The organism is Chryseobacterium pennae (assembly GCF_003385515.1).
In the GTDB taxonomy this organism is placed as follows: domain Bacteria; phylum Bacteroidota; class Bacteroidia; order Flavobacteriales; family Weeksellaceae; genus Chryseobacterium; species Chryseobacterium pennae.
In genome coordinates, this window is record NZ_QNVT01000001.1 from 485,774 (window position 1) to 508,250 (window position 22,477).

27 protein-coding genes are annotated in these 22,477 nt (G+C 36.7%); 16 read left to right on the forward strand and 11 right to left on the reverse strand.

Annotated features, from left to right (window positions below; all coding sequences use genetic code 11):
• Positions 1–9: 9 nt before the first annotated feature.
• The 3 genes from DRF65_RS02230 to DRF65_RS02240 all read right to left on the reverse strand — a co-directional run bounded on the left by DRF65_RS02230 (position 10) and on the right by DRF65_RS02240 (position 1,645).
• Positions 10–411: a ribosomal maturation YjgA family protein gene (locus DRF65_RS02230; RefSeq protein ID WP_115968511.1), complete on the reverse strand. Its 402-nt coding sequence runs from the start codon at positions 409–411 to the stop codon at positions 10–12.
• A gap of 80 nt (positions 412–491) precedes the next feature.
• Positions 492–1,148, reverse strand: coding sequence for a thioredoxin family protein (locus DRF65_RS02235; protein ID WP_115968512.1), 657 nt, complete (start codon positions 1,146–1,148; stop codon positions 492–494).
• 8 nt (positions 1,149–1,156) lie between these two features.
• The gene (locus tag DRF65_RS02240; RefSeq protein ID WP_115968514.1) at positions 1,157–1,645 is read right to left on the reverse strand and encodes a TlpA family protein disulfide reductase; all 489 of its coding nucleotides are present in this window, start codon (positions 1,643–1,645) and stop codon (positions 1,157–1,159) included.
• 151 nt (positions 1,646–1,796) lie between these two features.
• Here DRF65_RS02240 and DRF65_RS28360 point away from each other — a divergent pair, with 151 nt between their 5' ends.
• Positions 1,797–1,958: a hypothetical protein gene (locus DRF65_RS28360; protein WP_165852156.1), complete on the forward strand. Its 162-nt coding sequence runs from the start codon at positions 1,797–1,799 to the stop codon at positions 1,956–1,958.
• A gap of 31 nt (positions 1,959–1,989) precedes the next feature.
• Positions 1,990–2,154, forward strand: coding sequence for a bacteriocin (locus DRF65_RS02245; protein WP_115968515.1), 165 nt, complete (start codon positions 1,990–1,992; stop codon positions 2,152–2,154).
• A gap of 330 nt (positions 2,155–2,484) precedes the next feature.
• Here DRF65_RS02245 and DRF65_RS02250 read toward each other — a convergent pair whose 3' ends face one another.
• Positions 2,485–2,802: a hypothetical protein gene (locus tag DRF65_RS02250; RefSeq protein WP_115968517.1), complete on the reverse strand. Its 318-nt coding sequence runs from the start codon at positions 2,800–2,802 to the stop codon at positions 2,485–2,487.
• A 265-nt stretch (positions 2,803–3,067) separates the two neighbouring features.
• On the opposite strand from DRF65_RS02250, the gene DRF65_RS28365 reads away from it, so the two are divergent.
• Entirely contained in the window at positions 3,068–3,223 is a 156-nt protein-coding gene (locus tag DRF65_RS28365; protein WP_165852157.1) for a hypothetical protein, read from the forward strand.
• Between the two features lie 37 nt (positions 3,224–3,260).
• Here DRF65_RS28365 and mutS read toward each other — a convergent pair whose 3' ends face one another.
• Entirely contained in the window at positions 3,261–5,849 is a 2,589-nt protein-coding gene (gene mutS, locus DRF65_RS02255; protein ID WP_115968518.1) for a DNA mismatch repair protein MutS, read from the reverse strand.
• Positions 5,850–5,971: 122 nt separating this feature from the next.
• Here mutS and DRF65_RS02260 point away from each other — a divergent pair, with 122 nt between their 5' ends.
• Positions 5,972–6,502, forward strand: a complete 531-nt coding sequence (locus tag DRF65_RS02260) for a GNAT family N-acetyltransferase (RefSeq protein ID WP_115968520.1) — start codon at positions 5,972–5,974, stop codon at positions 6,500–6,502.
• A gap of 253 nt (positions 6,503–6,755) precedes the next feature.
• Here the strand turns inward: DRF65_RS02260 and DRF65_RS02265 are convergent, their stop codons facing one another.
• On the reverse strand, positions 6,756–7,634 hold the full coding sequence (locus DRF65_RS02265) for a cupin-like domain-containing protein (RefSeq protein ID WP_115968522.1): 879 nt from the start codon (positions 7,632–7,634) through the stop codon (positions 6,756–6,758).
• A 236-nt stretch (positions 7,635–7,870) separates the two neighbouring features.
• Here DRF65_RS02265 and DRF65_RS02270 point away from each other — a divergent pair, with 236 nt between their 5' ends.
• Entirely contained in the window at positions 7,871–8,767 is an 897-nt protein-coding gene (locus tag DRF65_RS02270; protein ID WP_228438457.1) for a bestrophin family protein, read from the forward strand.
• A 12-nt stretch (positions 8,768–8,779) separates the two neighbouring features.
• Here DRF65_RS02270 and DRF65_RS02275 read toward each other — a convergent pair whose 3' ends face one another.
• Positions 8,780–9,379 (reverse strand): hypothetical protein, encoded by a 600-nt coding sequence (locus DRF65_RS02275; RefSeq protein WP_228438459.1) that lies wholly within the window; start codon positions 9,377–9,379, stop codon positions 8,780–8,782.
• A gap of 55 nt (positions 9,380–9,434) precedes the next feature.
• Between DRF65_RS02275 and DRF65_RS02280 the strand changes: the two genes are divergently transcribed.
• The 10 genes from DRF65_RS02280 (at position 9,435) to DRF65_RS02325 (ending at position 17,830) form a co-directional block, all read left to right on the forward strand.
• Complete coding sequence (locus DRF65_RS02280; RefSeq protein ID WP_115968526.1) at positions 9,435–10,055, forward strand: toxin-antitoxin system YwqK family antitoxin; 621 nt, start codon at positions 9,435–9,437, stop codon at positions 10,053–10,055.
• Positions 10,056–10,060: 5 nt separating this feature from the next.
• A complete protein-coding gene (locus tag DRF65_RS02285) occupies positions 10,061–10,591 on the forward strand; it encodes an RNA methyltransferase (RefSeq protein WP_115968528.1) in 531 nt (176 codons plus the stop codon).
• 187 nt (positions 10,592–10,778) lie between these two features.
• Positions 10,779–11,432 (forward strand): CBS domain-containing protein, encoded by a 654-nt coding sequence (locus tag DRF65_RS02290; protein ID WP_115968530.1) that lies wholly within the window; start codon positions 10,779–10,781, stop codon positions 11,430–11,432.
• A gap of 1 nt (position 11,433) precedes the next feature.
• Positions 11,434–12,300, forward strand: coding sequence for an NAD kinase (locus tag DRF65_RS02295; protein ID WP_115968531.1), 867 nt, complete (start codon positions 11,434–11,436; stop codon positions 12,298–12,300).
• 69 nt (positions 12,301–12,369) lie between these two features.
• Complete coding sequence (fbaA, locus tag DRF65_RS02300; protein ID WP_115968533.1) at positions 12,370–13,440, forward strand: class II fructose-bisphosphate aldolase; 1,071 nt, start codon at positions 12,370–12,372, stop codon at positions 13,438–13,440.
• Positions 13,441–13,530: 90 nt separating this feature from the next.
• Positions 13,531–14,385 (forward strand): acetyl-CoA carboxylase, carboxyltransferase subunit beta, encoded by an 855-nt coding sequence (gene accD, locus DRF65_RS02305; protein ID WP_115968535.1) that lies wholly within the window; start codon positions 13,531–13,533, stop codon positions 14,383–14,385.
• Between the two features lie 54 nt (positions 14,386–14,439).
• Positions 14,440–14,949 (forward strand): DUF6973 domain-containing protein, encoded by a 510-nt coding sequence (locus DRF65_RS02310; RefSeq protein ID WP_115968536.1) that lies wholly within the window; start codon positions 14,440–14,442, stop codon positions 14,947–14,949.
• 318 nt (positions 14,950–15,267) lie between these two features.
• Entirely contained in the window at positions 15,268–16,671 is a 1,404-nt protein-coding gene (locus tag DRF65_RS02315) for a nucleoside recognition domain-containing protein (protein ID WP_115968538.1), read from the forward strand.
• 12 nt (positions 16,672–16,683) lie between these two features.
• Positions 16,684–17,418 (forward strand): ATP-grasp domain-containing protein, encoded by a 735-nt coding sequence (locus tag DRF65_RS02320; RefSeq protein ID WP_115968540.1) that lies wholly within the window; start codon positions 16,684–16,686, stop codon positions 17,416–17,418.
• 19 nt (positions 17,419–17,437) lie between these two features.
• Positions 17,438–17,830, forward strand: coding sequence for a hypothetical protein (locus DRF65_RS02325; protein WP_115968541.1), 393 nt, complete (start codon positions 17,438–17,440; stop codon positions 17,828–17,830).
• 16 nt (positions 17,831–17,846) lie between these two features.
• Here the strand turns inward: DRF65_RS02325 and DRF65_RS02330 are convergent, their stop codons facing one another.
• The 4 genes from DRF65_RS02330 to DRF65_RS02345 form a co-directional block, all read right to left on the reverse strand.
• Positions 17,847–18,737 carry a ferric siderophore ABC transporter substrate-binding protein gene (locus DRF65_RS02330; RefSeq protein ID WP_115968543.1) on the reverse strand — a complete coding sequence of 297 codons (891 nt, stop codon included), beginning with the start codon at positions 18,735–18,737 and terminating at the stop codon, positions 17,847–17,849.
• 24 nt (positions 18,738–18,761) lie between these two features.
• Positions 18,762–19,160, reverse strand: coding sequence for an ExbD/TolR family protein (locus tag DRF65_RS02335; RefSeq protein WP_068941092.1), 399 nt, complete (start codon positions 19,158–19,160; stop codon positions 18,762–18,764).
• A gap of 12 nt (positions 19,161–19,172) precedes the next feature.
• Positions 19,173–19,877 (reverse strand): MotA/TolQ/ExbB proton channel family protein, encoded by a 705-nt coding sequence (locus DRF65_RS02340; RefSeq protein ID WP_115968545.1) that lies wholly within the window; start codon positions 19,875–19,877, stop codon positions 19,173–19,175.
• 173 nt (positions 19,878–20,050) lie between these two features.
• Positions 20,051–20,512, reverse strand: a complete 462-nt coding sequence (locus DRF65_RS02345) for a hypothetical protein (protein ID WP_115968546.1) — start codon at positions 20,510–20,512, stop codon at positions 20,051–20,053.
• Between the two features lie 166 nt (positions 20,513–20,678).
• On the opposite strand from DRF65_RS02345, the gene DRF65_RS02350 reads away from it, so the two are divergent.
• The gene (locus DRF65_RS02350; protein WP_115968548.1) at positions 20,679–22,475 is read left to right on the forward strand and encodes a DUF885 domain-containing protein; all 1,797 of its coding nucleotides are present in this window, start codon (positions 20,679–20,681) and stop codon (positions 22,473–22,475) included.
• The last annotated feature ends 2 nt before the right edge of the window (positions 22,476–22,477 follow it).

A 22,477-nucleotide genomic window follows, 5' to 3' on the forward strand; every position in this document is an offset into this window, starting at 1 on the left:
TTCTGAGAATTAGGAATTAGGAGTTGAAGCCAAACTTTTATTATTTGTCATTTTAACAAAAAGATAAAGCAGCAGACAACCTGCAGCATAACACAGAATATCAATCCAGGAAAAAGAATTCCCGATAACAATATACATCAGGCTTCCCTCCCGGAAGCCTAATTTTTCTGCAATATTAAAATACTGGGCAAACTCTACGAAACAGGAAAAAATCAGAATTCCCCAGATAAGTTTTTCATTGTTTACCCTGAAAAAGCTCTTCACCAAAGTATAGAGAAGCATTACTACAATAACATCCCCAAGATAGGCTCGTACGAAGAAAATATCTTTCAGTTTTGTAGCAATCAGTACCTCAATCAGGAAAATAACAACGGAGGCAAGCAGATATTTCAGACTAAATTGGAATTTCATATGGATGTTTTAAATCTTAAAAGTTCAGGCATAAAAAATCGGTATTCATTAAAAATACCGATTTTATTCTGACAAATATATTATTTCTTTACTTTGATTGTACATCCAATGGCGACAGTTTTTGTCATTTTCATAGGTTCTCCCTTAATCAGGGCATTTACTGCATCCTGAGCATAATATTCTGATACATCATTCGGGTTATCGTAGTTGTTATCAATAGCGCCTATATATTTTACAATATTCTTACCCTTTTCTTTCTGCAATACAAAAACATGTGGCGTTTTTGTGGCTCCGTACTGAGGATAAACCTTCTGCCCTTCATCCACTAGATACGGGAAAGTAAACCCTTTCTGCCTGGCTCTGTCAATCATCTCTTTATAACCATCCTCAGGCTGTACATTCGGGTCATTGGGGTTGATCGCTATAACCGGATATCCCTGATTCTTGTATTTTTTATCAAGCTCGATGATTCTGTCTTCGTATTTCTTTGCATACGGACAATGGTTACAGGTAAAGATAACGATGAATCCCTTAGCTGTTTTAAAATCACTCAGGGAAATCATTTTACCATCAATATTCTTAAGCTTAAAATCGGCTGCCTCATCTCCTACTTCATACCCTTTCACTTTCGAAACGGTTTCTTTTTGCATTTTATTCTTATCATGAGCTGCCGTTGTAAAGCTTAGTAATCCTAAACCAGCGATGAATGCAGTCATTAAAATTTTCATATTTTTCATAATAGTCTTTATTGTAAATTTTCAGTAATTGTTTTTTCAAGATCTTCCTTGCTCATTTCACCATCATTAAAGTATACTTTTCCTCCGTTTTTATAAAATAACGTTACCGGAATATTTCCGTCCCAATCCTTTTCAAACTTTGGAATCCAGGTATTCATTCTTTTGATATCATCCAGCAAAATTACTTCTGCGGTAAGGTTTTTATTTTTAATAAACTTTAAAACTCTTTCTTTATCTACCAGCCTGTCTAAGGAAACTAAAATCATTTTAAACTTCGGATTACCTGCATGTTGGTTATTTATCTCCATAAAATGTGGAAGCTCTTTTACACAAGGGGCACAGGTGGTTGCCCAGAAATTGACAACAAGAAACTTATCTTTTTCCTGCTGTATTCTTTTTTCAAGCTCTTCATATTTTACAACGGGAACTTCGGTCTGCTGAGCTTTACAAACCGCACAGAAAAGAAAGATGGCCAGAATTTTAAATATATTCTTCATATTCAAATTTAATAATTGCAACCTTTATCCATGATTTCCAAACTGTTAAAGTTTGTTAACGGGCGCAATGAACCTTTAAATTTATCGTTCACACAGTATTGAATTATTGAAATAAAATGTACATTAGCTTTCCAACCAAACTAAAATTATTATGAAAAAATCAATGAATCAAAAAAAGAAACTTACCAAGATTGAATTGAAAACCATTAACGGAGCAGGACCTATCTGCCCGAGGGTAATCAACTGTACGGACCGTAATACCGGGGAAGAGCTGTATGGAGTCTACGGAATTCAGGACGGTCCTTGCTGCTAATTACAGAGTAATAATACCAAATTAAAAAGATATGAAAAAATCAAAAATTGAAAAAAAGAAGCTAACAAAAGCTGAGCTTAAAGAAATCAGTGGCGGTGTTGCAGCCAACTGCGCAGAAGGACTTTGCAAACTTAGAGGAGTGAGCAGTCATTTCATGATCATTGGCCCCGTGGGTAAAAACGGATACTGCTGCTAATCAAGTTTAAACGCTTACAATAAAAAAATGATTGGATTTCCTCCAGTCATTTTTTTTATCATATTCAGCTCATTAAAGCTTCTGTAGAAGTCAAACTATTGATGTCTGTACTCACCTGCCTTGGGAACCCGCTTTCTTAAAAAATGATATCCCTTTTTTCCTAAACACGTTTTTGAAGGTCTTCGTATTTCAAAATGGGAATACTTTACTGCTGAGCTTTGCAATGGTACAAAACAGAATAGTTGACAGGGTTTTAATAATTCCACATGGTTAAATTTAATAAATAATTATAACCCAGAAACCTACACATGTCTGTTGGCTAAAAAATGTTTACTGTTCTCTCTTAGCTTTTAATTTTGTGTTTGTTTTTGACCTAATTTTTGATTTAGTTTTTGATTTAGAGGAAGAAGCCTTTGCAACATAAAACATTGTTCCATTTTCACAATACATTGATCCTGGTCGTCGAGGTTTCTTTCTGTAATGTTCCTCTATAGAATCTTCACGTCTCTTGACGATTTTCACTGAATCGATATACGCTTTATATACTACTGCTACAGAATCATGAATTCTTTGTTCAGCTCTTTCCTTTGCTGCTTTATTGCATGAGAATAGTGAAATCAATAAGAATACTAAAAATATTTTTTTCATGATTGGTTTTATTAATCCGAAAGGTACAATTTTAGATTTATAACTCTAAAATCCTATTATTAAGCATCGTTAAGACAACACAAAAACAATAAATTTATTTTTTTTATAGAAATAAAACACAATTGTTTATAGTACAAACACTTATCACAAAAGGGAAAGCACATCTATCATTCACTATTCAGTGACAATATACCGTTAAATTTTATCACACGGTATGGAATTATTAAAATTTCCCTGTATTTTAGTATAAATTAAATAAAAAATCATGAAAAATTCTGAGAACAAAAAAAGAAAATTGACAAAAACAGATTTAAAAGAAATTAATGGTGGGGCTGGTATAAGATGCCGCGCGGGATTCTGTATAAGTGATTCAGGATTGCTTGAACCAGGTCTTATAGGAGAAGACGGGCGTTGCTGCTAATCAATTTTAAACGTTTACAATAAAAAAAATGATTGGATTATCCTCCAATCATTTTTTTTATGGCGTTCAGCTTCATTAAAGCTTCTATAGGTGTCAAAGTATTGATGTCTATCTTGGTAAGTTCTTCACGGATATTCTCCAGAACCGGATCATCCAGCTGAAAGAAAGAAAGCTGCATATTTTCTTCCGTTACCCTTTTGATATTCTCCGAGGTTCCTCCGCCCTGGGTTCTGCTTGCTTCAAGCGTTTTAAGAATCTCATTTGCTCTGTTTACCACTTTGGCAGGCATTCCGGCCAGCTTTGCCACATGAATACCAAAACTATGCTCACTGCCTCCGGGAACCAGTTTTCTTAAGAAGATAATGTTCCCTTTGTTTTCCTGAATGGAAACATGGAAGTTCTTCACTCTTTCAAAATTCACGGTCATTTCATTCAGTTCATGGTAATGGGTTGCAAACAAAGTCTTCGCCTGTGTATTGTGCTGATGAAGATATTCTGCAATAGCCCATGCAATGGAAACCCCATCATATGTGGAAGTTCCACGTCCAATTTCATCCAGAAGGATAAGGCTTCGTTCTGAAATATTATTCAGGATGTTGGCAGCTTCGTTCATTTCTACCATGAAAGTGGATTCTCCTGCTGAAATATTGTCTGTAGCGCCTACTCTGGTAAAGATCTTATCCAGCATTCCGATTTCTGCGTGTTTAGCCGGCACAAAACTTCCGATCTGAGCCAAAAGACATACAATAGCCGTCTGACGGAGAATAGCTGATTTACCGGCCATGTTTGGTCCTGTAACCATAATAATCTGCTGAGAATCTTTATTCAGGAAGATATCGTTCGGAATATATTTTTCTCCCAATGGAAGAGCATTTTCTATAATCGGGTGTCTTGCTTCTTTCAGATCAATGGAGTAACCATCATTCAGAATAGGCTTCGTATAGCTCTCTGAAACAGCAAGTTCAGACAATCCGGCAGCTACATCAAGCTGAGCAATAATATTGGAGTTCCCCTGAATCTGATCAATATAAACCATTGTTTCAGAACATAGATTCCTATACAACTGAGTTTCCAGAACGCCTATTTTTTCTTCAGCACCCAGAATCTGACTTTCATATTCCTTTAATTCTTCTGTGATATAACGTTCGGCATTCACAAGGGTCTGTTTTCTCACCCAGTCATCCGGTACTTTATCTTTATGGGTATTCCGGACTTCAATATAGTATCCGAAAACATTATTAAAATCAATCTTAAGACTTGTAATACCTGTTCTTTCAATCTCTCTCTGGCACATTTCATCGAGGAAGCCACGGCCTTTACTCTGAAGATTTCTCAGTCTGTCCAGCTCTTCAGAAACCTCGTTCTTAATGACATTTCCTTTGGCAATGCTTACCGGAAGTTCTTCATTAAGGTGATTCTGCAGGTATTTAATCAGTTCTTCCAGATCAAATAATGGTTCTAGCCAAGCCAATACATCTGCATGAGGATGTAATAATGCTTTGATTCTATGAATATTAATCAGACTTTGACGCAGATGTCCTAATTCTCTAGGTGAGATTTTCTCTGCGGCCAGTTTTCCCATCAATCGGTCAAGATCGGAGATCGACTTTAAAAGCTGTCCTATTTCATATTTAAGCTGATCATTTTCGTTTAAGAAATCAATCAGGGAAAGTCTTCTTGAAATTTCATCTACAGATTTTAAAGGAAGAATAATTCTTCTTCTCAGTAATCTCCCGCCCATCGGCGTTGAGGTTTTATCAATAATATCCAGCAATGATTTCCCTTGCGGATTGCTTGGATAAACGATCTCCAGATTTCTTAAGGTGAAGTTATCCATCATCAGATAATCTTCCTGTGGAATAATCTGAAGTTTTGTAATATGAGAAAGCAGGTTATGGTGTGTATCTTCCACCAAGTAGGCAAAAATAGCTCCTGCTGCTGTAATAGCTAACGGAAGGGCTTCCACTCCAAACCCCTTTAGAGAATTGGTTTTAAAATGATTGGTTAATTTTTCGTAGGCAAAGTTATATTGAAAAGCCCAGTCTTCCAGCTTAAAAGCATTCTTATTCTTAATCTGCTCCGGAATCTGTACACTCCTCTGGAAAATAATTTCACTGGGATCAAAAGTATTGACAATATGCAACAGCTTTTCAAGGTTTCCTTCACTTACCAGAAATTCACCTGTAGAGATATCTACTAAAGCAATCCCATACTTTTCCTTTTCCTTGTGCAGGGAAAGCAGGAAGTTATTTTTTTTGGAATTTAAAACCTGATCATTGAACGTTACCCCTGGCGTCACCAGTTCCGTAACCCCTCTTTTCACAATTCCTTTGACCATTTTAGGATCTTCCAGCTGATCGCAGATCGCTACTCTCATCCCTGCCCTTACCAGTTTTGGAAGATAGGAATCTATTGAGTGATGCGGAAATCCTGCCAGTTCTACACTTCCTTCACCATTATTTCTTTTGGTAAGAACAATACCCAATATCTGGGACGTCTTCACAGCATCCTGCCCAAAAGTTTCATAAAAGTCCCCTACTCTGAAAAGCAACAACGCATCAGGGTATTTGCCCTTGATGGTATTATATTGAGTCATTAGCGGAGTTTCCTTCTTCGATTTTGCCATAGTAAAAAATGAGCCCCAAATTTAGAAAAATAAATTCAGGGTTCAGAGTGGTTTTATGCTTTATCGCTGAATAACTTTTCCTTATCAGGAATTAATTGTATTTTCACCATAAAATCACATCCATGGAATTTCCCCTTCTAGAAACTGAAAGGCTTATTTTACGCCAGCTTACCCTCGATGATGCCCAAGATCTGCTCGAATATTTTTCTTTGGAAGAAGTAATGGAATATTATGATCTTGAAGCGTTCAAATCACTCGAAGATGCACAGCAAATCATTCAGCATTTCAACAGTGAATTTGAAAAAGGAAAAGGATTCCGCTGGGCTTTGCAGTTGAAATCGAATGGAAAAGTGATTGGTACATGCGGCTATCACAACTGGTACCGTGAACATTTTAAGGCAGAAATCGGGTATGAACTCAATCCTCTTTTCTGGAGACAGTCTTATATGAAAGAAGCTATACTGCCTATTCTGACCTTTGGTCTTGAAAGCATGAGACTGCATCGTGTGGATGCCTTTATAGATCCGGCCAATATTTCATCTGAAAAACTTTTAACATCGATCAGTTTTCAGGAAGAAGGAATGCTGAGAGACTACTTTTTTGAAAAAGGAAGATTTGTAGATGCCAAGATCTTTGGGTTAATTAATAAGTAAGATGTTATAAGGCTGGGAGCCAGAAGAAGGAAGCTGGAAGTTACTATTTGTCTGTAAACATCTACTTATCATTCTAAACATCTGGAAGAATCTTTTATATCCTTCCAAATGTCAGAAATCAAAGATTCGGCGTAGCCACTGACAATGATGCAACATTGGATATAAGAATCAAATATTTTTTATGAAAGACTTACCCTGAGGTTTCGACAAAAATAACTTACTTTTTCCCGCCTCCATCTTCAATCCTTTCAGACTAATTTCCTTTCTGCAGATACTTTTCCAACGCCTCACTGCTTTTCTTAAAGGCCCATTTTTTCTTATAATCAACCCATTTGGCTTTAAATAGTTTGCGCATAAGCTTATCTGTGTATCTCATGATAAAGACATGGTACAGCATATTGGCAAATACGTTTGGTTTGTTCGGTAATGCTCTTAGTGACAGAGAAAAACCCGGTTCAAGATATCTGTTGAAATGCCAGAACGCTCCCGGAATAAAAAGCGCATCTCCATGTTCCATAAAGATTTCATATCCTTTTGCGTATTTCAGTGCCGGAAACTTCTCATAATCAGGATCCTCGTAGTCTACATCATAGATGGTATGAACAGATAAAGGCACTTTGTACAAAAATGGAGACTGTTTCTGATCAAATAATAAGATTCTCTTTTTCCCCTCAAAATGGATATGCATAAAATCACCCAAATCTACATCGTAATGCATTAGCACATGTGCTTCACTTCCTCCAAAAAATAAAGTAGGAAGCCTTTTAAAGAACTTCATTCCCAAATCAGGATAGGTAAAGTTTTTAAGCATTTCAGGCAACCTGTCTGTAATGATGTAGAAAAAGATCCTGAGATCCGAGGGCTTCCTTTTTATTGTATCAATATAATCCCTCATTTTCATATTAGCTACCGGAGCGTCAGAGCTTTTAGCAGCATCAGCAGGCTTGTTGTCATACAAAGGAACATTCTGATCGCCTGCCTTTTCACGGATATAAGCAAGGTTCCACAGATCAAAAGCATCCCAACGGCTTGCAAAATTCTTGATTAAAAGAGGCTTATGCTTTTTGAAATAGTTCTTCTGAAAATCTTCTTTACTGATATCATTGACTATATCTACGTTTTCGAGGATCATGTACTTTGTATTTAATGCGAATTAAAAATAGTCTTTTTTTGAAAACTGCGAAAATTAAGATTGTTAAGTTGGAAGCTGGAAGAAGGAGGCTGGAAGTTTCTATTTGTCTGTAAGTGCCTATAATACACCATTCAATAGAAAATTATTAATGGAAAGCTTAAAACCTACTTTTCGACCTCAATAACTTTCCTCTTCCACCTTCAGACTTCCTACTTTATTCTGAAAAATTTATATTTGTGATATTAAGCGAATTTATGAGAGTCTACAACACGAAACATTTCCTTAAAATCCTTTTCAGTTTACATAAAAGCGACACCCTGAAAATCCTTTTTCCAAGCATGATTATGGTGGGATTATATTCCTGGGGCATTCAATATCTGGAAGTGGGATATTTTCATCTTACTGCAAAATCAGGAATCAGCAATGTAGGAATGATCCATTCTTTATTGGGGTTTGTCCTTTCTCTTTTGCTTGTATTCCGCACCAATACGGCCTATGACAGATGGTGGGAAGGAAGAAAACTATGGGGAAAACTAGTGAACGATACCCGCAACTTTGCGATAAAAATCAATACCATTCTTGGAGATAACCGTCAGGATGCAGAACAGATTTCAAGATATTTAAAATACTTTCCTCACTTTTTAGCCAAACACCTTTCTAAGGAATCAACGCGCCTGGCATTAGATGAAGATTATACAGAAATTGAAAAATCATTGAAAAACCATGGACCTAGTGAAATTCTTATTCTTTTAAGTCATAAGCTTAACCAATTAAAGAAAGAAGGAAAGATTTCAGAGATTGAAATGTTGTACCTGGACACTCAACTTTCTGGATTCCTGGAAGTATGTGGCGGATGTGAAAGAATTAAAAACACACCCATTCCCTATTCTTATTCATCCTTTATAAAAAAATTCATCATCCTATATGTACTTGCCCTTCCTATTGCTTACGTTATTACGATAGGCCTTTTCATGATACCACTTACTGTTTTTGTGTATTATGTACTGATGAGTCTTGAGATGATTGCCGAGGAAATTGAAGACCCTTTCAACAATGATGAGAATGACATTCCAATGGAGACCATAGCCCAGAATATTGAGAAAAATGTTCATCAGATTATGAGCAAGAAATAAAAAATCAACCTTTTAAAGGTTGATTTCTTTAAGTTCTCCGTCTGCTTTTATCTCAACAAATTTACTTTCTCTGTTGGCAGCGTCATATCCGTAAAAAAAGGTGCTATATATGGGAGTGGAATACAGATAGCCCCCGTATCCATTATAGGCATCTGAAGTTCCCGTTTGCTGTTGGTAACTCGCCGTTGCTGTAAAGTTTACAATGGTTTCAAGATAGTATTTCCCTGGTTTCAGTTTTTCAAATTTAAAACGGCCGTGATCATCTGTTAAAGCCTCCACTCTGTATTTAAAAGCTTCTTCAGACATATAAACTGTAGTCTTCTTATTTTCATACTTTTTTCTCATGCTATAAAACTCTTCAAAATAAGGAGTTACAGGAAAAAGCATAATAACTGTTCCCTTAGGAGCATAATGTTTTTGTCCAAGCAATGGTTTTATGCCCCAATTATTTTTTTGCTTGGTAGAAGCTACCCCTTCAATCGTTGAATTTCCGAATGCCAGCATATCACGGGCTAGTTTTTTATCAAAGAAAGCTTGAGGATAATAGGTATTTTGTGCCTGTGAAGGTAAAAAGGCAAACACCAGTATGAATAAAGAGAATAAATTTTTCATAGTATATTTTTGAATCAAATATAAGTATTTTACTATTTTTGAAATAAAAATAGCTATGAAATACATTTTTCTATTGTTTTTCTCTTTTTCTATCATGGGTTTGGCCCAGAAACCATGTGGATATAAGGACGGGTTACAGGAAGGAAACTGCAAAGACTTCTATGACAACGGGCAGGTAAAAACCGAAATTGAATGGAAGAAAGGAAAAAAAGAAGGTGATGCTGTTTTTTATCATGATAACGGAAAAGTAAATGCAAAAGGCGAGTTCAAAAAAGATTTCAAAGTAAAAGAATGGTCTTACTATGATAAAAACGGAACTCTTACCGCGAAGGAAGTGTATAGAAATGGAGACAAAAACATTTATGATAATAGTTTTACCGCTACCTTCTATTCTCCAAAGGGAGTTGTGGAAGAAGTCTCCAACTATAAATTTGCAAAACTGCATGGAGAAACCAAACTCTTTCATAAAGACGGAAAATCAATAAAGCAGATCGGGAATTATGAAAACGGACTTGCCACCGGAAAATGGAAAGTATTTTATCATTCAGGCAAAGTACAACGTGAAACAGAATTTGCCAATGACAAATGGAATGGTAACAGAGTCCATTACCGCGAAGACGGCAGCATTGAAAAAACAGAGGTCTATAAAGACGGAAAATTAATCTCAACAAAATAATACAATTGGTACAGAAACTAAAACTGGAGGAACTTAACAGAATAGATGTAGAAACATTTAAGAAAGTTGAAAAAATTCCGTTGGTCATCATTTTAGATAATATCAGAAGTATGCACAATGTAGGTGCAGCTTTCAGAACGGCAGACGCCTTTTTAATTGAAAAAATAATCCTTTGCGGAATTACGCCACAGCCGCCTCACCGCGAAATTCACAAAGCAGCACTGGGAGCAACAGAAAGTGTAGACTGGTCTCATGAAGAAGATACCAACAATGCAATTTCAGAACTGAAAAGTAAAGGATATGAAATCATAGGAATCGAACAGACTACAGGCAGTCAGATGATTACAGATTTCACTATTGACAGGTCTAAAAAATACGCTCTGATTTTAGGCAATGAAGTAGAGGGAATAAGTGATGAGGTACTGCCTAATATTGATGTATTTCTGGAAATTCCACAGCTTGGAACCAAGCATTCTCTTAACGTGAGTGTATGTGGCGGAATTGTAATGTGGGAGTTTGCGAAAGCCCTAAAATAAAAAAACTGCATATGTCCTTAGTAGACAGTGCAGTTTGAAATAAATCTAATAAAAAGTAAAAATGAAAGGCGACAAAGGTACCTTTTTTTTCTTTACAAACAAATTTTAACGGCATTTTTTTTGTTTTACCTTAAAAAAAGTCGTGTTTTCAGAAAAAGTTTCGTTTAATTTTTTATAAATTAGCACAATGTTTATCAAGGACTATATCTCAAAAGACTTCCCATGTTTTAGCCTGTCGGACTCTATAGAGTCGGCCAGAAATATGTTGGAAGATTTCGGATATTCTCATATTTTCATCAAAAAATCCCATCACTTTTACGGAGCCCTTGCAAAGGACTTTTTATACGAAGAAGATGGTGGAACTTTGAAGGAACTTGAGCATCAGATCGAGCGGTTTGCCATTTTGGATGACCATAATATTATGGATAGTATCCGCCTGTTTTATACTTTCAATTCTAATGTAATCCCGGTGATTAATAAGAATGAAAAGTATTTGGGCTATATTACCTGTGATGATATTTTCCAGGATCTTTCCCGTTATCCCCTATTTTCAGAATCAGGAGCTATTCTTACTGTAGAAACTCCTTCCAGAAAATATTCCATGACGGAGATTGCCAATATTGTGGAAAGTAATAACTCGAAATTTTACGGTGGTTTTATAAGCTTTATGTCTGATGAAGTGATCCACATCACCATCAAGATCAGCAATGAAAACCTGGCCTCGATAGACTCAACTTTTGACCGGTACGATTACAGAATTGTTGAAAAATACTATTCTGATGAGAAATCCGATCTGTTTAAAGACCGATTCGGTTTTTTCCAAAAATTTATAGAAATATAACATGAAGGTAGCCATATATTCTCAGAAAAAAGATCTTGATACTTTTTTATATTTAAGCAAGTTTATCTCTGAACTTGAAACCAGAGGTGTAAAATCTGTTCTGTATGATGAAATGGCTGAAGCTCTTCAGTTTTCGAAGATTTTCGAAACATTCAACAGTAAACAGGATCTTTTGGATAAGGAAGTAGACCTTTTCTTTACCTTTGGCGGTGACGGAACTATTGTGAATTCACTGACATTCATTGAAGATCTTGAGATCCCGGTCGTAGGAGTAAATACCGGAAGATTAGGATTTCTGGCTTTTTTCACCAAAGAGGAAGCCTTTAAAGAACTGGATTCAATCCTTAAAGGAGATGTGAAAACAAGCCGCCGATCAGTAATTGAAGTAGTTTCTCCAAATCTGGAAGGATTTTTTCCTTATGCACTGAATGATGTAACGGTTTCCAGAAAAGAGACCACTTCCATGATTACGGTAGACTCTTATATTAACAATGAATTTTTAAATGTGTTCTGGGGAGACGGAGTGATCATTTCAACGCCAACCGGATCTACTGCTTACTCTTTAAGCTGCGGTGGGCCAATCATTTCTCCCAATAACGAAAACTTTGTCATCACCCCTATCGCTCCTCACAACCTGAATGTAAGACCTTTAGTAGTAAACGACAAAGTGGAGATCAAATTCAGAGTGGAAAGCAGGGTACCACAATACTCTCTTTCTTTAGACTCCAGACTGATCCATATTGAGACCGATAAGGAAATCATCATCAGGAAAGCCGATTTTCAGCTTCTTCTGGTACAGCCCAACAATCTAAGCTTTTACGAAACCATCCGTCAGAAGCTGCTTTGGGGACGCGACAAAAGAAATTAATGATTTCTTAAAAATGATTACCTTTACACGAAATTAAGCACCTAATAAATTTATAATAAAAAGTAAAACATGAGCAGAATTTTTCCGGCAGGAGTTGCCACAGGTCAGTTAGTTACTGATATTTTTCAGTATGCTAAAGAAAACAAATTTGCATTACCTGCAGTAAACGTAATTGGATCAAGCAACGTAAACGCTGTGATGGAAACTGCAGCGAAATTAAATTCTCCTGTAATTATTCAGTTTTCAAATGGTGGAGCTGCTTTCAATGCAGGGAAAGGATTAAGCAATGACGGACAAAAGTCTGCAATCTTAGGAGCTATCGCAGGAGCAAGACACATTCATACTCTTGCTGAAGCTTATGGAGCAACTGTAATTCTTCACACAGACCACTGTGCAAAGAAATTACTTCCCTGGATCGACGGATTAATGAATGCTAACGAAGAATTCTTCAAGCAGACAGGAAAATCTCTTTACTCTTCGCACATGCTAGACCTTTCTGAAGAATCTTTAGAAGAAAACCTTGAGATTTCAGCTCAGTATTTTGAAAGAATGGCTAAGCTTCAGATGACTCTTGAAGTAGAAATCGGAGTAACTGGTGGTGAAGAAGATGGTGTTGACAACTCAGACGTTGATAACTCTAAACTATATACTCAACCGGAAGATGTAGCATATACTTACGAAAAATTAAGAGCTATTTCTGACAACTTTACGATTGCTGCTGCATTCGGTAATGTACACGGAGTTTACAAGCCAGGAAACGTGGTTCTTACCCCGAAAATCCTAGACAACTCTCAGAAATATGTTCAGGAAAAATTCGGAACAGCTGACAAGCCTATCAATTTCGTATTCCACGGAGGATCAGGATCTACTTTGGAAGAAATCAGAGAAGCAATTGACTACGGAGTAATCAAAATGAATATTGATACTGACCTTCAGTTTGCATACACAGAAGGCGTTAGAGACTATATGGTAAACAATATTGATTATTTAAGAGCTCAGATCGGAAACCCTGAAGGAGAAGAAAAGCCTAACAAGAAATTCTATGACCCAAGAGTTTGGGTAAGAAAAGGTGAGGATACATTCTCTACAAGATTGGTGAAAGCATTTGAAGATTTAAATAACGTAAATACTTTAAAATAAGAACTGTACATTTGTACCGATGTAAAAAGTAATCATAAGGAGTACATTTACATTGGTACATTTTACATTTATACATTAATACAATTAAAAATGGCATTCGACTGGTTTAAAAGAAAAGCAAAAAACATTACCACCTCTACTGATGAAAAAAAGGACGTTCCCAAAGGCCTGTGGCATCAGACTCCATCTGGAAAAGTTGTGGAGCATGAGGAATTAAAGAGAAATAATTACGTCTCTCCTGAAGATGGATTTCATGTAAGAATAGGAAGTGCGGAATTTTTTGACATCCTTTTTGACGGTGGTAAATTTACCGAACTGGATGCCAATGTTGAAAGTATTGATATCTTAAACTTTAAGGATACAAAACCTTATAAAGACCGTTTAAAAGAAGTAAAAGCTAAAACCAAGCTTACGGATTCTATCAGAAACGCTGTAGGAACTGTAAAAGGAACTGAAATGGTAGTTTCTTGTATGGATTTTGCTTTTATTGGTGGATCTTTAGGTTCTGTAATGGGTGAAAAGATCAGAAGAGCTGTAGACTACTGTATCAAGCACAAACTTCCGTATATGATCATCTGTCAGTCCGGAGGAGCAAGAATGCAGGAAGCTACCTATTCTTTGATGCAATTGGCTAAGGTGCAGGCTAAATTGGCTCAACTTTCAGAAGCAGGTCTTTTATATATCGCTTATCTGTGTGACCCAACTTTTGGTGGGATTACAGCATCTTTTGCAATGACTGCTGATATCATTATGGCTGAACCGAAAGCTCTTATCGGTTTTGCAGGACCAAGAGTAATTCGTGAAACGATCGGTAGAGATTTACCGGAAGGTTTCCAGACTTCCGAATTCCTACAGGAAAAAGGATTTGTTGACTTCATTGTAAAAAGAACTGAAATTCAGGACACTGTTGCTAAAACCGTTAATTTATTAGCTGTAAAAGCATAGTTTCTGTAACAAAAACAATACAATCTCTCTCTAATTGGGGAGAGATTTTTATTTATGAGGACTTTTAAGATATTTTTCAATACCATCCGGAGCATGAGTTTTAAGAAGATCATCCGTCTCTTATCTCTTATCCTCCCCCATCCTCTTTTTGCCATACTCAGCTTTCATGCTACCGTGAAAGCATTTACCATTGCACAGGCAAAATTCCCTGAAACAGCATCTAACAATGGCATAGGAAATGCTTTCAGGCATGCACTCTGGTGTTGTTTCATCATGATGTATTGCTGTAAAATTTCCTCACCTGAAAAAGCACTGGATTTCTGTAAAAGAATGACAGATATGCATGAAGAACTATTTCCCAATCAACCTCTGGAAACTAAAATGGATCTCCATAATAACAAATTCGGAATGGATTATTTCATGGAACTATTACCAGGAATTCACCGCCAATTCTTCGAAAAAAGCTTTTTTGTAGAAGGGTTAGTTAAAAAAATGGATAATGCTAAGGTGCTGAAAAACCTGAATGATGATTTTGAAGGTCATCTTGTTTATCTGGAAGAGTAATATTTTCTATTTCAAACGCTAAGAATACGCAAAGAAGTTATAAAACTTTATACATATTTTTTGAGCGCAAGGGCATTTCATTCGGCAAGGGAATCTAATTAGTGTTCTCTGCTAAGTCTTAACGCCACTGCGAACGAAAAATATACATCTTCCTATAAAAATCTTTGCGAACATTGCGTTAAAACAAATGATTTTCAATAGCTTGAGACTGTTATCAACAGAATCCTTCTCACTTCTCAAAAACTTAAGTGTTTAATTCTTTTGTAACTTTTGTAGTTTAAAGTATTTTTGATAAGTTTAAACAATTAAATCAATCGAATGGTTCTCAGCAGAATTTGGTCGGCTTTCATTATCATTGCCATTGCCATTGCCAGTATAAAATACATTTCATCAGATAATTACAAAACCATTTTCAATGATATGGTTGTTGGGAAAGGTGGTGATACGGTGAAGGTTGCCACTCAGCCTATGAATACCTTCTCCCCTGTTGTGAAGGATAACCTGATGAAGAAAAATTATTTTACAGAAAGCCGAATTCATTATAAAACAGATTCTTTAAAACAAAATGTAAACGTTTACCGTGTTCAGGAAGCGGATGGTGTCATCGGAACTTCAGAAACAGCTGTAAAAATATGCATTGGCCTGATTGGAATTATGACTCTTTTTATGGGGTTCATGAGTATTGCGGAAAAAGCAGGCGGGATCAATCTTTTAAGCCGGTTCATTCAACCGTTTTTCTCTAAATTATTTCCAGACATCCCTAAAAACCATCCGGCATTCGGGCATATGCTGATGAATTTCAGTGCCAATCTTCTGGGATTGGACAATGCAGCCACTCCTTTCGGACTAAAAGCAATGGAAAGCCTCCAGACTTTAAATCCCAATAAAGATACCGCCAGCAATTCACAGATTATGTTTTTGTGTCTTCATGCAGGAGGAATGACCCTTATTCCGGTATCCATTATTGCAATCAGAGCTTCGATGGGATCAAAAACACCTACCGATATTTTTCTGCCTTGTATGATTGCTACTTTTGCGGCAACCTTAGCAGCTATGATTATTGTTTCTTTATATCAGAAGATCAATCTTCTCCGTCCGGTAGTAATTGCTTATGTAGGTGGAATCTCAGCAATTATCGGTTTATTAGTTGTTTACCTGGTGCAATTGAGCAAAGATGAACTTGACGACTTCAGTAAGGTATTAAGTAATGGTCTTATTCTGTTTATCTTCCTTGCTATCGTACTTGGAGCCGTTTATAAAAAGATCAACGTTTTTGATGCCTTTATTGAGGGCGCTAAAGAAGGCTTCACAACCTGCGTAAAGATTATTCCTTATTTGGTTGGAATGCTAATCGCTATTTCCCTTCTTAGAACTTCCGGAGTTTTTGATGTACTCATTGATGGAATGAAGTGGGTTGCCTATACAGCCAACCTTGATCCAAGATTCGTTGACGGACTTCCAACTGCACTAATCAAACCTTTATCCGGTTCCGGAGCTAGAGGAATGATGGTAGATACGATGTCAACTTTTGGAGCAGACAGCTTCCAGGGGAAACTAGCAGCTGTTCTTCAGGGAAGTTCAGATACTACATTTTACGTGATTGCGGTATATTTTGGCGCTGTAGCCATTAAGAATACCAGATACACGGTAATTGCTATGCTTTTGGCGGATTTGGTAGGTATTATTACCTCTATAGCACTTGCTTATTTGTTTTTTGCCTAACCTTATTACGCTATGAAAGCATATATTCAGACAAATAAAGATGGTGAGTTTTATAATGTGAATGCATTTACAGCGTATGAAGGCTTTAAAAACTTTGGATTCGAGGTTGAAAAATTCATAGACTCAGGCGAAATTTCTGATAACAACCCTGAGCATATTATCGTTGGAGGTATTCTAAATGTTAGAAAACGTCTGCAAAATTTAAATATCATTCGTGAAAATAAAGAGATTGATTATCCTGCAGAACTGAAAGCCTATTTAAAAAGAAAGATCTGGGATTCAACCATCAATGAAACATTCAACAGCAAAAACTGGAACATTTTCATAAAACCACAAACGGAAACAAAGCTTTTCGCAGGTAAGGTAATCAAAAACGAAATGGATTTTGTAGGTCTTATTGATCCGGAAAATGATATTAGAATATGGTGTTCTGAACTGATCGATTTTAAAACGGAATGGAGGTGCTTTATTCGATATAAAGAAATTCTGGACATCAGAAGATACAAAGGAGAATGGGATAAAAAAATTGATTTAAAAATTGTTCGGAATGCAATCTCAGCATTTCAGTCCCAGCCTCGTTCTTATGCCTTGGATTTCGGAGTAAATGAAAATGGAGAAACAATTTTGGTAGAAGTAAATGACGGACATTCTTTGGGAACCTATGGAATTCCCCCTTATAATTACGCAAAATTTCTTTCTGCCAGATGGAGTGAACTCACTCAAACAGAAGATTATTTAAACTTTTAATTAAAATAAATATCAGTATATGATTACAGATAAAGAATTCACCCTAAGACTTATTCGTCAACTGACTCAGGCATTAGAAAAACTGATCCTGGACAAGCCTGAAGAAAGTTTACTACAGAAAGAACTGGATTTTGATACTCTCATGAGAGATATTTTCAAAATGAATTTTACAGAAGTATCTTCAATGACAAAAGAAGAAGTGATCACGCTTGTCAATGAAAGACAAGAAAGAGACCATAAAGACTATTACGAAATGCTTGGAAACCTTTTCTACTTTAAGAGCAGAGAAGATCAGAATAAAGATTTTCAGGATAAGGCCAAAACATTCTATGAGCTTTACCTACAAACTAGTGGAATCTTTGCCCTTCCGGTCATCAACAGAATAAATGAATTAAAAAAAGCACTTGAATAAAGTGCTTTTTTCTATTTTAGAATGTAATTTTATATGTTCCGCTGGAAGATACGTTGGCTTTCTCAGCCTTTACATATTTCTTCACCCAGCTAACGGATGTAGATGATACACAAGGATCGGAAATTCCTCCTGCTCTTCTCGCAGATACTACATTTCCAGCTTTATCTACAGTGTAGGCAACTGTAATAGATCCGCTGGCAGTACAGCTGTGAGAAGGTTGTGCTCCTCCTCTTCCCATCGTTCCGGGAATGTATCCTACCAGTTTTCTATCAATCCCCACTTTACTGTCGCCGTTTCCGTCTCCACCTAATGGATCTCCTGCATTTCCAGGACCTTTTCCGTCTCCCTGCCCACCTGGGTTTTGTCCTTTACCACCAAGAAACTTCCCGATAGCAGCATTTCCTTGCCCGTCACCGTTTCCGGTCTTTGAATTGGCTTTTGCGGCTCCTGATTTCTTAGTATTTTTAGAAGCACTTGCACTGGTGGCTTCCTTTTTTACAGCTTTTTTAGATTCTTCCTTTTTAGGAACCGTATTTTTTGAACTGTTTCCTGTAATAACTTTCTCCTTAGTTTCCACTTTCTTTGGTTCTGGTTTCACTACAGGTTCCGGTTTTACTTCGGCTTTCGTTTCAGGAACAGGAACTTCTACTGGTTCAGGAGTTACTTCTTCTGTAGCAGCAGCCAAACTTCCGGGCTGTTCAGCAGGTTCTTCAGCTCCATTTCCGTTTCTGTTGTCTCCAAAGTTAACCAGCATGGTGGTGATAACCTCAGGTTCTTTATCCAGTTCCGGTTTCAATTTATAGTAAAAAACAAAAAGCAGGATGGCACACCATATAAGAATAGAAAGCAATGCACTTTTTATTCTGTCCCGGTTCTCCTCGTTTTTGTTTGCTGTATAGCTTCTCATCCTAAAAAATGATTCTTACACTTATTATTTATCCTTAACAGTTGCAATAGCAATGTTAAATTTATGTTTTTCAGCGATTTCCATTACAAAAACAACATCTTTATGCATGGTATTTTCATCGGCTCTGATGGTGAAAGACTTATTGGTCTGACTTGTTAATTTATCTACAATAATCTTCTCCAGATCTCCCCTGTTCACCGGATTGTCATCTACAAAATAAGCCCCATCCGGTTTAATACTTACTACCACAGGATTGGGAATATTATCTTCAACAGCCCCGGCTTTCGGCAGATTTACCTCTATCGCACTTTGGTTGGCGGCAGAAGAGGTAATCATAAAGAAGATCAGCATCAACAGGATAACGTCTGTCATCGCTGCTAAACTGAATTCCGGGTTCGCTTTATTTCTTCTCTGAATTTTCATCTTAGGAAAGATTTATAAAGGTTTATTGATAAGATCTAAAAATTCTCCAGACATATTCTGTGCCTTCAGTACAAACTTATCAATCCTTGTCAAAAGAATATTGTAGCAGAAGTTTGCGGGGATTGCCACTGCAAGACCTACAGCCGTTTGCCCTAAGGCGGTATAAATACCTTCCGAAAGTGTTTTTGGTGAGAAAGATCCGGATGCATGGGATAGATTAAAGAAAGCAATAATCATCCCGATTACTGTTCCCAAAAGTCCCAACATTGGTGCAATACTTGGTACTACCGCCAAAAGATTCAGGTTTTTCTCCATATTGGCCACTTCTACCTGAGCCTGAGATTCCATTGCACTTACAATATCAGAAACCGGACGTCCCAGTCTTGAAATTCCTTTTTCCAGAATTCTTCCTTCCGGAGAGTTCTGTGTTTTACAATAATCAGCAGCGGCTTCTATTTTCCCTTCCTTGATAAAATCTTCAATATTATTCATGAAGTTGGAGTCTGTCTTTGAGGTAAGCCTTTTGATAAAGAAAAATCTTTCAAAAAACAGGTACAGAGAAAATACTCCAAGCAGCAATACGGTTGCCATCACTATTTTAGCGAAGGCTCCTCCGTGGAACATAATTTTCCAGAATGAAAATTCTAAATTGTCTGCGGCAACTGCAGGGGTAGTGATTTGTGCAAATAAAATCTGAGAAAGTTCCGTTAACAGCATTAAATGTGAATTTTATTAAAGTTTCAACGACAAATGTAGTGGAATATTATGAATTGCTCTCTTAAAAATTGCTTAAAAACAACTTAAAGTTTGTTAGGATTTATGAACAGCAAATTTCTTTCCAAAAGAAATTTTGAAAAGAAATTTGATACTAAAAAGAATGATAGTAGTGTTTAGTCTTCGTCTACTTCAATATCATCCTGCCTGAACTCGCATTTTAACCTAAAAGGAATAGGAGTATCGGATCCGGTATAGAAATCATCAATAGTTCCCTTCCAGATCACCTGAAGCTCACCTTCTTCATTCTTTTCGAAAAAGAGCTCATTGTCATAGACATAGGCATCTTCATCATCGAAAAGATCAACCTCGGTATAGGTTTCTTCGTCAGAATCATTGATTTTGATTGTTTTTCCTTCTATTTCCGCAGAGTCGATAGGAAAATCGAAGATCTCAAGTGAAAGCTGCGGAAAGTTGTACTGTAATGAATCATCGTCTACGTGATCCAAACCGTCATCCGTAATAATTTCAACCTCTAAAAAATGCTGCTGGTTGCTGTAAACTGCTTTACAATAAGTATTTCTGATATTGTATTTTAGCGTTTCCTCCGGATGGTAAATTTTTAAAATCCCTTTCATTTTTTCTTAAAAAAAGAACTGTAATAATATGATTGTTAAACGTTTTAGACAAAGATAAAAAATTGATTTAATGTGAAAAGGATTTTGAAAATTATTTTTTAAAATCAATTCGGATATGGGTGTAAATACCCAATAATACTTACTTTTGCTTTATAAAGATTCTGAAATGAAAAATATTTTATCGAAAAGTATTCTGGGACTAGGATTAATGATCGGTCTTGCTTCGTGCAAAAAGACAGATTCTCCCCTTACCAAGGTGACCCCTACCAACCTGGATTCTATTGCATCCAATTATTATGAGCAGTATCTTAAACTATACCCTTTAGCTGCAACATCTCAGGGAGATCTAAGATACAATGATCAGCTTCCCATCAATATTGATAAAGATTTCATCTCAGGAGAAGTGGCTTTTTACAATTCAGTACAGAAGCAGCTTGAAAATGTAGATTACAAAGCACTTTCTGATGAGGATAAAGTGGTATATGATGTATTGGATTATACTTTAAAGGATAAAATTGAAGCGTATGCCTATCACCCGGAATATATCCCGTTCACTCAGTTCGGAGGCCTTCCTTTGAACTTTCCTTTGTATGGAAGCGGGCAGGGAAGCCAGCCTTTCAAGACAGAAAAAGACTATAGTGACTGGCTGAAGAGAATGGAAAAATTCCCGGAATGGATGGATGCCGCTGCAGATAACTTCCGCGAAGGAATTAATAATAAGGTTGTCTTGCCTAAAAAGCTGATTGTTAAAATGATTCCACAAATGAAAGCTGAGGAAATTACCACTCAGGATATGGAAAAAAACATTTTCTACGGACCTGTTAAAAACTTCCCGAAGAACTTCACTCAAGCACAAAAAGATAAATTTTCAGCACTTTATAAAGATGTCATTACTAAAAAAATAATTCCTGCCTATACCAAAATGGGAACATTCCTTGAAAAAGAATATTTACCCAAAGGCAGAGATACAGATGGATATAACAGTCTTCCCAACGGAAATGAAATTTACGGCTATTATGTCAAAAGCTGGACAACCACGAAAAAATCTCCAGATGAGATCAACAAGATTGGATTACAGCAGGTTGCTATGCTTCGTGCAGAAATGGAAAAAGTAAAGCAGCAGGTTGGTTTTTCCGGCACATTAGAAGAGTTTATCACTTTTGTGAAAACAGACCCAAAAGCAATGACCTATAAGTCTTCTAAGGAGGTTTTAGATGGGTTCAACAGTATTCTGACGAAGATTACACCGAAGCTGAAGACCATGTTCAATGTGACTCCAAAAACAAAGTTTGAGATCAGACAGACAGAAAAATTCAGAGAAGCCAGTGCAAGTGCTGAATATATTCCGGGAACTCCTGATGGAAAAAGAGCAGGAATTTTCTACGTTCCGCTACCCGATCCTACCAAATTCAATGTAACTTCAGGAATGGAATCCTTATTCCTACATGAAGCGATTCCAGGGCACCATTATCAGATTTCTCTACAACAGGAGAATACAAAACTTCCGAAGTTCATGAGATTCGGGTGGTTTGGAGCCTATGGCGAAGGATGGGCGCACTATTGTGAGACCTTAGGTCCTGAATTCGGCTTATATACTAACCCTTACCAGAAAATGGGATATTTAAGCGATCAGATGCTGAGAGCAGTAAGACTAGTGATAGACACAGGTTTACACACCGGAAAAATGAGCAGAGAAGAAGCTATTAAATACTTCCTGAGCAATATATCTTATGATGAGGGAGCAGCAGTAGCTGAAGTAGAAAGATATATGGCTATGCCGGGACAGGCTTTAGGGTATAAAATCGGGTCTTTAAGAATCCGTGAACTGAGAGAAAAATATCAGAAAGAGCTTGGTAACAAATTTAACCTGGCGAGCTTCCATGATGAAGTATTAAGTCAGGGATGCCTTCCATTGGATGTTTTGAACAGAAAGATGGAGCTTTGGGCTAAAAAACAGAAGTAATA

Excerpts from the sequence above, each read along its gene's own strand:
- DRF65_RS28360 (WP_165852156.1), top strand. The coding sequence starts at position 1,797 with ATGAAAAAATCAATGAATCAAAAAAAGAAACTTACCAAGATTGAATTG.
- DRF65_RS02250 (WP_115968517.1), bottom strand. The coding sequence starts at position 2,802 with ATGAAAAAAATATTTTTAGTATTCTTATTGATTTCACTATTCTCATGC.
- DRF65_RS28365 (WP_165852157.1), top strand. The coding sequence starts at position 3,068 with ATGAAAAATTCTGAGAACAAAAAAAGAAAATTGACAAAAACAGATTTA.
- DRF65_RS02240 (WP_115968514.1), bottom strand. The coding sequence starts at position 1,645 with ATGAAGAATATATTTAAAATTCTGGCCATCTTTCTTTTCTGTGCGGTT.
- accD (WP_115968535.1), top strand. The coding sequence starts at position 13,531 with ATGGCATTCGACTGGTTTAAAAGAAAAGCAAAAAACATTACCACCTCT.
- DRF65_RS02260 (WP_115968520.1), top strand. The coding sequence starts at position 5,972 with ATGGAATTTCCCCTTCTAGAAACTGAAAGGCTTATTTTACGCCAGCTT.
- DRF65_RS02340 (WP_115968545.1), bottom strand. The coding sequence starts at position 19,877 with ATGCTGTTAACGGAACTTTCTCAGATTTTATTTGCACAAATCACTACC.
- DRF65_RS02320 (WP_115968540.1), top strand. The coding sequence starts at position 16,684 with ATGAAAGCATATATTCAGACAAATAAAGATGGTGAGTTTTATAATGTG.
- DRF65_RS02310 (WP_115968536.1), top strand. The coding sequence starts at position 14,440 with ATGAGGACTTTTAAGATATTTTTCAATACCATCCGGAGCATGAGTTTT.
- fbaA (WP_115968533.1), top strand. The coding sequence starts at position 12,370 with ATGAGCAGAATTTTTCCGGCAGGAGTTGCCACAGGTCAGTTAGTTACT.
- DRF65_RS02265 (WP_115968522.1), bottom strand. The coding sequence starts at position 7,634 with ATGATCCTCGAAAACGTAGATATAGTCAATGATATCAGTAAAGAAGAT.
- DRF65_RS02325 (WP_115968541.1), top strand. The coding sequence starts at position 17,438 with ATGATTACAGATAAAGAATTCACCCTAAGACTTATTCGTCAACTGACT.
- DRF65_RS02315 (WP_115968538.1), top strand. The coding sequence starts at position 15,268 with ATGGTTCTCAGCAGAATTTGGTCGGCTTTCATTATCATTGCCATTGCC.
- DRF65_RS02235 (WP_115968512.1), bottom strand. The coding sequence starts at position 1,148 with ATGAAAAATATGAAAATTTTAATGACTGCATTCATCGCTGGTTTAGGA.
- mutS (WP_115968518.1), bottom strand. The coding sequence starts at position 5,849 with ATGGCAAAATCGAAGAAGGAAACTCCGCTAATGACTCAATATAATACC.
- DRF65_RS02350 (WP_115968548.1), top strand. The coding sequence starts at position 20,679 with ATGAAAAATATTTTATCGAAAAGTATTCTGGGACTAGGATTAATGATC.
- DRF65_RS02275 (WP_228438459.1), bottom strand. The coding sequence starts at position 9,379 with ATGAAAAATTTATTCTCTTTATTCATACTGGTGTTTGCCTTTTTACCT.
- DRF65_RS02280 (WP_115968526.1), top strand. The coding sequence starts at position 9,435 with ATGAAATACATTTTTCTATTGTTTTTCTCTTTTTCTATCATGGGTTTG.
- DRF65_RS02345 (WP_115968546.1), bottom strand. The coding sequence starts at position 20,512 with ATGAAAGGGATTTTAAAAATTTACCATCCGGAGGAAACGCTAAAATAC.
- DRF65_RS02330 (WP_115968543.1), bottom strand. The coding sequence starts at position 18,737 with ATGAGAAGCTATACAGCAAACAAAAACGAGGAGAACCGGGACAGAATA.
- DRF65_RS02245 (WP_115968515.1), top strand. The coding sequence starts at position 1,990 with ATGAAAAAATCAAAAATTGAAAAAAAGAAGCTAACAAAAGCTGAGCTT.
- DRF65_RS02295 (WP_115968531.1), top strand. The coding sequence starts at position 11,434 with ATGAAGGTAGCCATATATTCTCAGAAAAAAGATCTTGATACTTTTTTA.
- DRF65_RS02335 (WP_068941092.1), bottom strand. The coding sequence starts at position 19,160 with ATGAAAATTCAGAGAAGAAATAAAGCGAACCCGGAATTCAGTTTAGCA.
- DRF65_RS02290 (WP_115968530.1), top strand. The coding sequence starts at position 10,779 with ATGTTTATCAAGGACTATATCTCAAAAGACTTCCCATGTTTTAGCCTG.
- DRF65_RS02230 (WP_115968511.1), bottom strand. The coding sequence starts at position 411 with ATGAAATTCCAATTTAGTCTGAAATATCTGCTTGCCTCCGTTGTTATT.